Origin of the sequence: Streptosporangium sp. NPDC049078 (assembly GCF_040648855.1) — a bacterium.
In the GTDB taxonomy this organism is placed as follows: Bacteria; Actinomycetota; Actinomycetes; order Streptosporangiales; family Streptosporangiaceae; genus Streptosporangium.
Genome location: NZ_JBEZEL010000009.1, coordinates 120,865 through 133,628, shown reverse-complemented (window position 1 = coordinate 133,628; position 12,764 = coordinate 120,865). Strand labels below are relative to the sequence as shown.

Genomic DNA, 12,764 nt, shown 5'->3' with positions numbered 1-12,764 from the left:
CGGTTCACCCGGTGCGGCGCGTCGTGGCGGTGCTGCGGCCGAGCGTGCGCTCCAGGTGGTACTGGGCGACCGACAGCAGGCTGACGAGGATCATGTACCAGATGGTCGCCACCATGAGCAGCGGGACGACCTCGAACGTACGGTTGTAGATCTGCTGGACGCTGTAGAGCAGGTCCGAGACCGAGATGAAGGCGACGAGGGAGGTGGCCTTCAGCAGGTTGATGAGGTCGTTGCTCACCGGCGGCACCGCGATCTTCATCGCCTGGGGGAAGACGATGCGACGGAACGTGTCCAGCGGCGTCATGCCCAGGGCGAGCGCCGCCTCGCGCTGCCCCTGGGGAACCGCGAGCAGCGACGATCGGATGATCTCCGAGGTGTAGGCGGCCTGCTGAAGGCCGAAGGCCAGCACGGCCGACCAGTAGGCGGTCATGAGGTTGCGCGTGTCCAGCGCGAACAGGTCGCCGCCGAAGGGGTTGGGGAGGCTGAAGGTCGGATAGATCAACGAGACGTTGAACCACAGGATGAGCAGGACCAGCAGCGGGATGGACCGGAAGAACCAGACGTACGTCCCGCTGACGGCGCGCAGGACGGGGTTCGCCGAGAGCCGCATGTTCGCGATGACCACCGACACCACGAGGGCGAGCCCCATCGACAGGGCGGTCAGCGTGATGGTGTTGACCAGGCCGTTCATGACCTGCTCGGAGAAGAAGTAGTCGGCCACCGTGCCCCACTCGAAGGCGGGGTTGCGGGCGACGCTGATCGCGAGGCCGGCGACGGCGGCCACCATCAGTACCGCGAAGGTCAGCCGGCCGAGGTGGAGCGGACGTCCGTGGGGAAGCCGTGAGATCGATTCCATCCGCCGGCGCCAGTCCTCCGGCGTCCCGTCCTTTCCCGCCTGTTCCGAGGGGGACCCGGCCGTGCTGACCTCACTCATGCGTGCGGCTCTGGGTTGATCACGGAAGCCTTGATCGACATGTTCTCGGTACCGTACTTGGCGAGGATCTTGGCGTAGGTACCGTTCTTGATCAGCGCTTCGGTGGCCTGTTGCAGCTTGGCCGCCATGCCGTCGCCCTTCATCGAGGCGAACCCGATGTCGATCGCCTGGTAGATCGGTCCGGTGATCTTCCATACGCCGGGCTCGGTGCGGGTCTGGTAGCCCAGGCCGCTGGAGGTGGCCGTGGAGGCGTCGGTCCTGCCGCTCTTGACGGCGAGGTCGGCGGTCGCCTGGTCGGCGAAGGTCTGCACGTCGACGGGCTTCTTCCCGGCGGCCTCGCACTTCTTGGACTGGTCTTCGAGTGTCGACACCGGGCTCGAACCCGCGGTCACCGCGACGGAGACGCCGCACAGGTCGTCGAGTGAGTCGCCGATGGTGATGCCGTCGGCCTTGACACGGAAGCCGTAGCTCTCGACGAGGGTGGTGGCGAAGTCGAACTTCTTCAGCCGCTCGGCCGTGACGTCGGCGCCGGGCACCCAGGCGTAGGCGCCGCGCTGCAGGCCCAGGAGCGAGTTCTCGAACGACGCCTGCTCGTTCTTGACGGTCACCCCCATCTCCTCGCCGAGCGCGGTGGACAGGTCGGGCAGGAGTCCGGCGAGTTTGCCGCCGTCGTCGAGGAAGCTGTACGGCGGGACACCGACCTGCTGGGGGATGACGTAGACCTGCGACTCTGCGGCACCGGAGGCAGGGGCGGAGGCGGACACGGATTCCGTCGAGGAACCGCCGCACGCCGAGAGGACGGTGGTGCCGAGCACGCCTACGGCGACAACGCCGAGGGCGCGTCGGATGCGAACCAACGCCATGTTGGTCCTCCTGGTTTCTGGGGGTTTCGGTCGGTCGACCGTTGGGGGTGCTGTCACCCTAAAACGACGGACTGTTCACAAGCTTTGTGGAGATGTATATATTTTCGTCCTGTTTGATAGATAGTTGGCCAAGTAGATAACGTCCATGTCACAGAGTGCGGGGTCGTGTGAAATCTGGGTATCCGCGCTGGTCATCCACCCTGGCCGAACTCATCGACGTCGTACGCGACCCCTTCGTGTCGGTGGTCCACGCCCCCGGCGGCCTGGACGTCCCCGTCGGCGGCTGCGTCACCCTCGACGTGTCCGACGGCACGACCCCGCCCGATGACCACGAAATGGACGGTGCCGTCGTCCTGCTCCTCGGCGTCCGCGGCCGTGACGCGGTCGAGGCCGCCGTCGATCTCGCCCGCCACCGGCCCGCCGCGCTCGTCGTGAAGCTCAAGGACGCCGACCCGCGGTCGCTGCGCGAACTCCCGGTCCCGATCATCGGGATCACCGACCGGACGCCGTGGTGGCGCCTGGTCACCGTGGTCGAACGCTTCGTCCGGGAATCCGATGGATACGAGCGACTGGCGCGGAGGACCGGCCCCGCGCTCGGCGAGCACAACGACCTCTTCGGACTGGCCAAGGCGCTCGGCATGATGACCGGCACGCTGATCTCCATCGAGGACGTGCAGGGACGGGTGCTCGCCTTCTCCCCCTACAGCGACCAGGCCGACGACATCCGGCGTCTCACCATCCTCGGGCGCGAACCCCCGGCGGAACACATGGCGGAACTGCAGGCCATGCGGGTCTACGACCGGTTACGGCGTCCTCGTGCCACGGTGGCGCTGGACGAGAAGGACGGGTTCCGGCGCAGGCTCGGGGTCGGCATGCACGATCCGCGGTCCGGCGAGTACCTCGGCACCATCTGGATGCAGGAGACGAATCGGCCCTTCTCCCAACAGACCGAGGAGCACCTGGTCGCGGCCTCGATCTTCGCCGCGCGACTCGTCGGCCAGAGCCGTCTCATCCACACCATGGGCACCGAGTTCGTCCAGCGCATGCTCGCCCCCGGCTCCCAACGCGACGAGACCGGATTCGTGCGGCAGTTGAGCCTCGACGCTCCCCGGGAGTTCGCCGTGGTCGCCTTCGAGGCGGTCGGTGACGCCGACGCGCGCCAGTGGCTGTCCTCCACCGAGGCGGTGACGATGCTGACGGTGCACGCCCACTCCGTCCGTGACGAGTCGATGGTCGCCCCGGTCGGCCTCCGCCTGTACGCCGTCCTCCCCGGCCAGGTCGAGGTGGACCGCTACCTGAAGTGGGCCCGCCGCACCCTGGTGGCGTTCGAGCGGCACAGGGGAGCCACCTTCCGTGCGGCGATCGCCTCGTCCCTGTCGGTGCCGACCGTGGCCGCGGCCCGCGCGGAGGCCGACCGCGTGTGCGAGACCGTCGCCCACACACCCGACCGGCCGGTGATCAGTCTCGACGGCCAGCGCACGGCGGTGTTGCTGTCGGAGGCGCTCACGACACTGGGGGAGACGGATCTGCTGGCCGACGACCGGTTCCTTCGCCTGGTCAAATACGACCGGAGCCACGGCAGCAGTCTCATCGACACCGTCGCCGCCTACCTCGGCGCGCTCGGCGACGTGGGCGCCACGGCGCGTTCACTGCTCGTGCACCCCAACACCGTTCGCTATCGCGTGGCACGGCTGGAGCAGGTGGGCGGCTACCGCCTCGACGACCCCGACGACAGGGTGGTGCTCGACCTGCAACTGCGTCTGTGGCGCCGTGAAGGGCCCGGCACCGCCTGATCGACGCGCTCCCGGGCGGGGCTGGGACGAAGGGCCCGGCACTACGCTCCGAGCGGGGCCGGGACGAGGAGCCTGACACCGCCTGATCGACGCGCTCCCGGGCGGGGTCGGGACGGCCGCCCCGACCCCGCTCGGCCGTTACTCGCCCTGGCCGATGGGAACCTGCGCCTCATCGCCGCCGCCACCGTCGGGACCGTCGGCGTTGTTGTCGGGGCCGTCGTTGTTCGACGGGGGCGGCGCGGGCTGGCAGCTCTGGCCACATCCGCCGAACCGCTCCGTGTTGAGCGGGGTGAAGGACGTCGGCTCGACGTTCTTCAGCGCCGCCAGCATCGTCTCCTTCCAGATCGGGCCCGAGATGCTGGCGCCGACGACCGAGCCGTAGTAGCGGCCACCGATCGTGACGCCGTTCAGCTTGTACTTCTGCGAGCCGCGCGGGTCACCGATGCTGACCGCGCCGGCCAGGTCGGGGGTGAACCCGGCGAACCACGCGGTGGCGTAACTGTCGGTGGTGCCGGTCTTGCCCGCCGCGTCGCGGCCGATGCCGCCGACGCCCCGCATCGTGCCCTTGGTGAACACGCCGGACAGCACGTGGGCCGCCGCGTCGGCGACCTCGGGGTCGAGGGCCTGGCGGCACTTGGGCTTGTAGTCGGTGACCTTGCCGTTCCTGTCGGTGATCCGGGTGATCGCCATCGGCGCGCAGTACTTGCCGCGCGCGCCGATCGCGGCGTACGCGTTGGCCACGGTCACCGGGTCCATCTCGTTGGTGCCGAGCGTGAACGTCGAGAACTCAAGGAGATTGAGACCGTCGGAGCGGTGGATACCCAGCGACTTCGCGGTCTTGATCGTCTCGCAGAGCCCGACGCGCCGCTCCAACTCCATGAAGAACGTGTTCACCGACGCCCAGGTGCCGGTCTGCAGGGTCTTCCATCCGGGGGCGCCCTCGTCGTTGGTGACGGTGTGGCTCGGGTCGCCGATGTTCTCGCCCTTGCAGTTCTTGAACGCCGAGTAGCCAGAGGCGCGGAAACCTGCACCCGCGCTGAAGCCGTCGTTCACCTTCATGCCCTGCTTCAGCGCGGTGAGCAGCGTGAACGTCTTGAAGGTCGAGCCCGCCTGGAAGCCGACGCCGCCACCGTGCGCGGCGTCCGCGACGAGGTTGTAGGACATCTCGTTCTTGGCCTTGCTCCGGCCGTACTTCCTGCTGGCCGCCATGGCCTTGATCGCCCCGGTGCCCGGCTGGACCAGCGCCTCGGCCGCCACCGGGTTGTCGGAGGGGAAGACCAACTTCCTGATCGCCTTGTCCGCCGCCGCCTGCATGGACGGGTCGAGCGTGGTCCTGATCGTCAGGCCGCCGCGGTTGAGGAACTGCCCCCTGGCCTTGGCCGTCTTGCCGAAGTCGGGATTGTTCAGGACCTCGTTGCGCGCGTAGATGCAGAAGTACGGGTAGTCGCTGGACTCGCAGCCGCCGGGAAGCTTCGTCCCCTTGTAGCCGAGCTTCGCCTTCTTCGCCTTCTGCGCCTCTTCCGGGGTGATCTTGCCCAGCTCGGCCATCCGGTCGAGCACGACGTTGCGCCGGTGCAGCAACCGCTCGCGATACTGCTTGCCCCGCCGGTTGGGGTCGGTGGCGTTGGGGTCCTGCACGGCGCCGGCCAGCGTCGCCGCCTGCGGCAGGGTGAGATCCTTGGCCTTGACGCCGAAGAACCGCTTCGCCGCCGCCTCCACGCCGTAGGCGCTCGCGCCGAAGTAGGCGATGTTCAGATACTTCTCCAGGATCTCGTCCTTGGAGTACTTCTCCTCCACCGCCATCGCGTAGCGCAGCTCGTTGAGCTTGCGCGCGTAGCTGGCCTCCAGCGCCTTGTTCTTCTCCTCGTCGGTGGCCGCGGAGTTGAGCAGGACCTGCTTGACGTACTGCTGGGTGATGCTGGAGCCGCCCTGGCTCACCCCTCCCGCGTGCAGGTTCTTGGCGAACGCGCGGATCGTGCCCTCAAGGTCGATCGCCCCGTGCTGGTAGAAGCGGTAGTCCTCGATCGAGATGATCGCGGTCTTCATGATCTCGGCGACCTGGTCGAGCTTGACGACCTCGCGATACTCCTCGTAGAACCGCGCGATCTCGTTGCCCTTGGCGTCCTGCACGATCGAGACCTCCGCCGGCGGAGGTTCCTTGAGATCCTCGGGCCTGAGGTTCAGCTCGTTGGTCGCCGAGACGATGCCGAGGCCCGCGCCTCCCACCGCCGGTAGTGCGATCCCCGCGACCAGCAGACCCGCCGCCGCCGCGATGGCGGCGAGACGCCCGACACTGGACGCGACCCCTGACTGTCCTTCACCCCGTTCAGACATAAGCCATAGATTATGGGATTTTCCAGGTGCTCCTCGCCGTAATCCGCGATACCCGGTCCCCCTCACGGCGGTGATTCCCGGTCACCACGGCACGGTTTTCCGCCGGGTTCGCACCACGACCGCAGTGCCGAGGTGCTGTTTCGCACATCAGGATGAGCTGTACACGGATGGTGGTAAATGCCATGATCACGCCTCATGGACACCGACGCCCTCCGAAAGACGATCAGGGCCGTCGAACCTGAAGACCGGCCACCAGGTGAAGCCAGGAAGCGGGGTGGCCGTTGATGGAGTTCCAGGTGCTGGGACCGCTTCGGGTGATCCGCGACGGTCAGGAGGTCTTCGTCGGTGCCGCGTACAAGCCCCGGCTCGTGCTCGCCGTCCTCCTCGCCCGCGGAGCCGGGCGGACGGTCTCGGTCGACCAGCTCGTCACCACCGTCTGGAACGACAGCCCCCCGGCCTCCGCGCGGCGCAACATCCAGCTGTACGTGCACCGGCTGCGGAGCGTGCTCGGCAACGACCGCATCGTCCGGCAGCCGGGCGGATACACGATCGTCACCGGCGACGGACTGGACTCCACCCGCTTCCGTGAACTCGCCGCGGAGGGGAGCCGGACGTTCGACGGCGACCCCGCGCGGGCCGGCCGCATCCTGCGCGACGCCATCGACCTGTGGCGAGGTCCGGCGTTCGCCGAGTTCGGCGACTGCGAGCCGATCGCCGAGGAGGCGGCGCAGCTGGAACAACTCCGGCTCGTCACCCACGAACGGTGGGCGGAGGCGGAGCTCGCCCTGGGCAGGCACGGCGAACTGATCGGCGAACTGACCAGGCTCGCGCTCGCGCACCCGTACCACGAAGGGTTGCGCGCCCACCTCATGGTCGCGCTGAACCGCAGCGGTCGCCAGGCCGAGGCACTGGAGGTCTTCCAGCAGACACGCGCCCTGCTCCACGAGCAGCTCGGGGTGGAACCGGGCCCCGCGCTCCAGCGGCTGCACCAGGACATCCTCCGCGGCGACGACCGGCCCCCCGCACCCGAGCGCGCCGCGCCCGCGACGACGGTCACGGCGTCGGACGCCGCCCGTACGACACCGCCGGTGCCCAGAGAACTGCCCACGAACATTCCCGGCTTCATCGGGCGTGAGGACGCGTTCGAGGCCCTGGACAGGATGCTGCCCGGCGGAGCCACCGACCCGATCACCATCTCCGCCATCACCGGGATGGGAGGCGTCGGCAAGACCGCACTCGCGGTGCGGTGGGCACACCGGGTGGCCGACAGGTTCCCCGACGGGCAGCTCTACCTCAACCTGAGGGGGTATTCGCCCGGAGCGCCGGTGCACCCCGCGGACGCGCTCGCCGGTTTCCTCCGGGCGCTGGGCGTCTCGCCGGGACAGGTGCCCGTCGAGGCGACGGAGGCCGCCGCGCGCTACCGCTCGCTCATGGCGGGACGGCGGATCCTCATCCTGCTGGACAACGCGAGCTCGGCGGAACAGGTCCGGCCCCTGGTGCCGGGCAACGCCGGCTGCGCGGTGCTCGTCACCAGCCGCGACCGGCTCACCGGACTGGTCGTCCGCGAGGGCGCCCAGCGCATCACCCTCGACACACTCGTGCCCGCCGAGACCGAAGCCCTGTTCGGCCACCTTCTCGGCGCGGACCGCGTACGGGCCGAGCCCGAGGCCGTCGCCAGGCTGGGAGAGGTGTGCGCCCACCTGCCCCTCGCGCTGCGCATAGCGGCGGCGCGCCTGCTGGACCGCCCGAACTTCCCGATCGGGGACTACGTCACCGAGCTGAGCACCGGCAGCCCGGTGAACGCGCTCACGATCGAGGGCGACGAGGAGACCGCCGTCCGCGCCACCTTCGACCTGTCGTACCGGCTCCTGCCCGAGCACGTACGGCGGATCTTCCGGCGGCTCGGGCCGGTCGCGGTCCCCGACTTCACCCCGGCCGCGGCGGCGGCCCTCGCGGACGTCTCCGAGCAGGAGGCGGCGGCGGCACTGGAGCGGCTCACCGGCGTCCACCTGGTCGACCAGCACGGCCCCGACCGCTTCACCGTGCACGACCTGCTCCGCCGGTACGCCGACGACCTCTCGTCCGCCGAGGACGGCGCGGAGGAACGGGCGAAGGCGACGGACAGGCTGTTCGAGTGGTACCTGTCAATGGCCGGCGACGCCGCGAAGGTGCTCTACCCGGACATGCTCCAGCTGCCCGCGCCCGACGAGATCGTGGCACGGACCGCGACCGCCGGCACCCCCGCCACCACGCGAACCGTGACCGTCGACGACCCGGCCGCGGCACAGGCGGCCATCGACGACCCGGTCGCGGCACGGACGCCGACCGTCGACACCACCGCCGCCGCGCGAACGCCGGTCATCGACAACACCGCCGCCGCCATGGCGTGGTTGAGCGCCGAACACCACAACGTGGTCGCGGCGATCGGTCACGCGGTCCGGTACGGTCCCAGACCCATGGCCTGGCTCCTGGCCGACCGGCTCCGCGGCTATCACAACTTCTCCAGACGCATGGTCGACTGGCTCGCCACCGGTCGCGCCGCACTCGCCGCGGCCCACGCGGAACGGGACCGGCGGGCGATGGCGTCCGCGTTCCTGAACCTCGCCCACGCCTACCACTGCCTCGCCCGCTACAACCGTTCGATCACCTACCTGAACAGGGCGATCGCCCTCAGCCACGAGACGGGATGGACGCAGGGCGAGGCGAGCGCCCTGAGTAATCTGAGCACCACGTTCATGTTCGTCGGGCTCCCCGACGAGGCCACCCGCCCCCTGTCCAGGGCGCTCGAACTCCACGGCCGTCTCGGCTCCGAGCAGATACGCGCCAAGATCCTGAACAACCTCGCGAACGCCTGCAGAGAGTCCGGCCGGCTCCGCGAAGGGCTCGACCACGCCGTCCAGGCGTTGACGCTGATCCGCGAGACCTCGGCACCGAGAGCCGAAGCGGTCGCGATGACCACCATCGGCGAACTCCACCACCAGCTCGGCCACCTCGCCGCCTCCGCCGACCACCTCACCGCCGCCCTGGTCCGTCACCGGGAACTCGGTGACCGATATCTGGAGGCCGACACGCTGGCGTGGCTCGCCCTGGTACGCCGCGACTCCGGCCGGCTGGAGCAGGCCCACGACACCGCCGAGGCCGCGCTGGGGATAGCGGTGGACATCGGCGACCGATTCACCGAGGTCCAGGCGATGAACACGCTCGCCTCCATCCGTGACCACTCCGGGAACCCCGAGGAGGCCCTGCGTCTCCACCGGACCGCGCTGGGCATCGCCAGGGAGATCAACGCCCGCCACCTCGTGGGCGAGGCGCTCCTCGCGCTGGGCATCACCCACCACCGCGCGGGCGACCACACCGCCGCCGCCGACCTCGCCGAACAGGCGCTGGAACTCGTCGGCGAACCCCATTTCCGCGTCGTCGAAGGACGGGCGCTCACCGTGCTCGCCTACGCCTGTCACCGGCGGGGGCTCCTGACGGAAGCCGAGAAGTACGGCCGTCGCGCCCTCGACAACCACCGGGCGACCGGGCACCGGATGGGCGAGGCCCAGACCTGGGTCGTACTCTCCGCGATCTCGCGTGACAACGGCGACACGCCCACCGCGGAAACCCAGGAACGCCTCGCCACGGAGTTGTACGCGGAGATCGGGGCCCCCTTCTCGCGGGAGCTGACCGGCTGATCCCGGCGTTCCCGCGCCTCGGGCTTTTCCCGTACTCCGGACCGTCTCCATACCCTGGGCCTTTCCCGTGCCCTGGGCCGTTTCCGCACCCTGGAGCGGAGAGTGCGCGTCCTCGACGTCGGCGAACGCGGCGAAACCGCGCAGCCGACGCCCTTCCCCGGAGGACGGCAGGCTCTCCACTGGTTCGGATCAGGGACAGATGCCGTAGAGGTAGCAGTCGTCGAAGACCGGACCGGACCGGTTCTCGGCGATGACGGGCCTGAACCAGTCGTACGGGTCGGGATACTCGAGGGGAGGAATCTCGGCGACCGCGCTGTGAGCGGACAAACCGACAACCGCGGTGGACAGCGACGTGGTCAGTACGGTCAGCATCGCGAGCGTCGCCCAGCGCTTACGCAACATGATGAGTGTCTCCTTGCTCGACGCGCCGCCAGGCCCCGCCAGCGAAACGCTGCGCCAGAGTACGGAGCATGTGTATATCGGCGGTATATCACCTGCTCAGCGAGGGTTTTCTGGGTAGCGGAACCTTGGCGCGACCTCCCCACACCCGTTTTTCCCGACAAACCCGGCTTTCCCGACAGCGCCCCGGTACCGTTTTCCGGCCGGGACCTCGAAGCCGGAACCCGGAGCCGGAAACAGTCCGGCGGACACGGCTCCGACCTGCGGGTCCACGACGGGGACGCGCGATGCACGGCTGTTATACCGCCGCTATACCGGGTCACCGCAGAATCCTTCACAGCACCACGGCGTCGGCTCGGATCTCCCGCAGGACTCGGACCGGCGTCCTGGTGCCGGTCCGGTTCCGCCGCGGGACCCGGACCGGCCACCGTCGTGCCGGCTCGGATCTCCCGCAGGACCCGGGCCGGCATCGGAGAGACAGTCTGGTTTGCAACGGGGCCGCGAACCGGCTGCGATCCACCGCGTACCTTCGGGTTCGAACGGGAAAGCGGTGGATCGGCTGAGCGGACAAAGAAATAGACGGCTCGGACTCTTGAAGAAGTCCCTGGTCCCGTCGTTCCGGCGGGACCAGGGACTTCTCTCCGTGTGGCGAGAGCCGATCCGGCGGTTCGGCGCGCGACTTGGAGCACATCGGGCCGACTGTCGCTTGACTCAAGGTCGGCACGACGGATGTCGGGCGGCCGGGGTCAGCGCCGGTGCCGGACTACCCGGGGAACCTCGCAGGTAGTCGGCGAGGCACCCGCTCCAGGAGGGGCGGCCGGCAAACAGAAATATATTTATGCGTTTATCGCAAGGGAACATATCCTCGCACTTTTGCCCGGAAACCAAGGTATCTACCTTACTGTGCGGGCAAGTTGACGGAAGCGAGACGGATTGCTTTCCATTCACGCGTTAAGTTGCGGATACATTCGACTCTGAGACTGTTTTCCCAGGTGACGGCGACAGAGCGGGATGCACGACCGAAGAGGACGGGTTCGAAGTCGCTCGAAGGGCGCACGCTATGACGGTATATGCCTATCGGTGCCCTCACTGCTCCGAAATCGAGGTCGCTTTTCCGATCGGAACGGCATCCGCCGCGGTGCGGTGCCCAGACTGCGGCGCGGTCTCGGCTCGGATGTTCTCGGCGCCGATGCTGGCGCGCTCCCCGGACGCCGTGTCCACCCTGTTGCAGCACGCGGAGCGCAGCGCCCACGAGCCCGAAGTCGTCACGTCCCTGCCGCGGCGCCGCACCGGACGCGCGGTGACCACCCATCCCGCCACCAGCCGCCTGCCGCGGCCGTGACCGTCTCCGTCTCACAGCGCCGAAAGGAATCCGAACCGTGCCGGAGCTGATTTTCCCACTCGACTCATCCAGAAGGTTCACCGACCAGGCCAAGATCGGTCACAACCGCTGGCACCCCGAGATCCCGCCTGTGGCATGGGTAAAGCCCGGCGACAGCTTCCGGGTCCACTGTCGGGAGTGGTTCGACGGTGCGATCCACAACGACGACTCCGCCGAGGACATCCGCGATGCCCCGTTGACGACGGTGCATGCGCTCAGCGGCCCGTTCGCGGTCGAGGGGGCCGAGCCGGGTGACCTGCTGGTCGTGGACATCCTCGACCTGGGGCCCATCTCCCAGGAGGACAGCGGCCCGCTGGCCGGTCAAGGCTGGGGTTACACCGGGATCTTCCCCACCAGGAACGGCGGCGGGTTCCTCACCGAGCAGTTCCCCGACGCCTACAAGGCGATCTGGGACTTCTCCGGTCAGGTCGCCACATCACGCCATGTCCCGGCGGTGTCGTTCACCGGCATCACCCACCCCGGACTCATGGGCACCGCGCCGTCAGCGGCGCTGCTGTCGAAGTGGAACGCGCGAGAGTCGGCGCTGAGAGCCACAGACCCGGAGCGAGTGCCGCCGTTGGCCCTGCCTCCCGAGCCTCGGGACGCCGTCCTCGGCTCCGTCTCCTCCTCCGAATTCGACCGAATCGCAGCCGAGGCGGCCCGCACCGCGCCACCGCGAGAAAACGGCGGCAACCAGGACATCAAAAACCTCACCCGGGGATCCCGCGTGTTCTATCCGGTGTACGTATCCGGTGCGAACCTGTCGGTCGGCGACCTGCACTTCTCGCAGGGCGACGGCGAGATCACCTTTTGCGGTGCCATCGAGATGGGCGGCTTCATCGATCTGCGGGTCGACGTCATCAAGGAGGGCATGCGGACGTACCGTGTCGACGAGAACGCCATCTTCATGCCGGGCCGCACCGCCCCCCAGTACAGCGAGTGGCTCGCCTTCTCCGGGGTGTCCGTCACCCTGGACGGCGAGCAGCGCTATCTCGACTCGCAGCTGGCCTACCAGCGGGCCTGCCTGCACGCGATCGACTACCTGACGGCGTTCGGCTACAGCCCCGAACAGGCATACCTGTTGCTCGGCGCCGCGCCGATCGAGGGCCGGCTGTCGGGGGTGGTGGACATTCCCAACTCCTGCGCCACCGTCTACCTGCCAACCGCGATCTTCGACTTCGACATCCGCCCCGGCGCGTCCGGCCCATTCCGCGTACCCCAGGGCACCAGCGCACCACACGCCGCCTTCGACTGACCTCTCTGACAGCATTTGGCTGATAAGCAGGGTGTTTTGTGCTGCTCCTGCGAACAGCGGAAAGCACAGGGAGTGAAACATCCGGGGAAGCCGGTACCCATAGTGACATCTGGTGTGGGTGCGACAGT

Annotated in this window: 8 protein-coding genes and 1 pseudogene; 5 read left to right on the top strand and 4 right to left on the bottom strand. The window is 68.6% G+C overall.

The genetic code is table 11. The annotated features are described in order from the left end of the window. Positions 1–4: 4 nt before the first annotated feature. The gene (locus AB0B90_RS16880) at positions 5–934 is read right to left on the bottom strand and encodes an amino acid ABC transporter permease (RefSeq protein ID WP_362898064.1); all 930 of its coding nucleotides are present in this window, start codon (positions 932–934) and stop codon (positions 5–7) included. Then, the gene (locus AB0B90_RS16875) at positions 931–1,797 is read right to left on the bottom strand and encodes a transporter substrate-binding domain-containing protein (protein ID WP_362898066.1); all 867 of its coding nucleotides are present in this window, start codon (positions 1,795–1,797) and stop codon (positions 931–933) included. The genes AB0B90_RS16880 and AB0B90_RS16875 overlap by 4 nt, the downstream gene beginning before the upstream one ends. Positions 1,798–1,964: 167 nt before the next feature. On the opposite strand from AB0B90_RS16875, the gene AB0B90_RS16870 reads away from it, so the two are divergent. Further along, the gene (locus AB0B90_RS16870) at positions 1,965–3,590 is read left to right on the top strand and encodes a helix-turn-helix domain-containing protein (RefSeq protein ID WP_362923253.1); all 1,626 of its coding nucleotides are present in this window, start codon (positions 1,965–1,967) and stop codon (positions 3,588–3,590) included. 138 nt (positions 3,591–3,728) lie between these two features. Here AB0B90_RS16870 and AB0B90_RS16865 read toward each other — a convergent pair whose 3' ends face one another. Further along, positions 3,729–5,924 carry a transglycosylase domain-containing protein gene (locus AB0B90_RS16865; RefSeq protein ID WP_350941599.1) on the bottom strand — a complete coding sequence of 732 codons (2,196 nt, stop codon included), beginning with the start codon at positions 5,922–5,924 and terminating at the stop codon, positions 3,729–3,731. A 284-nt stretch (positions 5,925–6,208) separates the two neighbouring features. Between AB0B90_RS16865 and AB0B90_RS16860 the strand changes: the two genes are divergently transcribed. After that, the gene (locus tag AB0B90_RS16860; RefSeq protein ID WP_362923251.1) at positions 6,209–9,601 is read left to right on the top strand and encodes a BTAD domain-containing putative transcriptional regulator; all 3,393 of its coding nucleotides are present in this window, start codon (positions 6,209–6,211) and stop codon (positions 9,599–9,601) included. A gap of 189 nt (positions 9,602–9,790) precedes the next feature. Here AB0B90_RS16860 and AB0B90_RS16855 read toward each other — a convergent pair whose 3' ends face one another. Beyond that, a complete protein-coding gene (locus AB0B90_RS16855; protein ID WP_350941601.1) occupies positions 9,791–10,003 on the bottom strand; it encodes a hypothetical protein in 213 nt (70 codons plus the stop codon). Positions 10,004–11,060: 1,057 nt separating this feature from the next. Between AB0B90_RS16855 and AB0B90_RS16850 the strand changes: the two are divergent. From AB0B90_RS16850 to fmdA, 3 genes and pseudogenes are all read left to right on the top strand, one after another. Beyond that, a pseudogene (locus AB0B90_RS16850) lies at positions 11,061–11,186 on the top strand (FmdB family zinc ribbon protein); the annotation flags it as partial. A gap of 27 nt (positions 11,187–11,213) precedes the next feature. Further along, positions 11,214–11,342: a hypothetical protein gene (locus tag AB0B90_RS16845; RefSeq protein ID WP_362923486.1), complete on the top strand. Its 129-nt coding sequence runs from the start codon at positions 11,214–11,216 to the stop codon at positions 11,340–11,342. Positions 11,343–11,379: 37 nt separating this feature from the next. Beyond that, positions 11,380–12,636: a formamidase gene (gene fmdA, locus AB0B90_RS16840; protein ID WP_350941602.1), complete on the top strand. Its 1,257-nt coding sequence runs from the start codon at positions 11,380–11,382 to the stop codon at positions 12,634–12,636. The last annotated feature ends 128 nt before the right edge of the window (positions 12,637–12,764 follow it).

Excerpts from the sequence above, each read along its gene's own strand:
- AB0B90_RS16875 (WP_362898066.1), bottom strand. The coding sequence starts at position 1,797 with ATGGCGTTGGTTCGCATCCGACGCGCCCTCGGCGTTGTCGCCGTAGGC.
- AB0B90_RS16865 (WP_350941599.1), bottom strand. The coding sequence starts at position 5,924 with ATGTCTGAACGGGGTGAAGGACAGTCAGGGGTCGCGTCCAGTGTCGGG.
- AB0B90_RS16860 (WP_362923251.1), top strand. The coding sequence starts at position 6,209 with ATGGAGTTCCAGGTGCTGGGACCGCTTCGGGTGATCCGCGACGGTCAG.
- AB0B90_RS16855 (WP_350941601.1), bottom strand. The coding sequence starts at position 10,003 with ATGTTGCGTAAGCGCTGGGCGACGCTCGCGATGCTGACCGTACTGACC.
- AB0B90_RS16880 (WP_362898064.1), bottom strand. The coding sequence starts at position 934 with ATGAGTGAGGTCAGCACGGCCGGGTCCCCCTCGGAACAGGCGGGAAAG.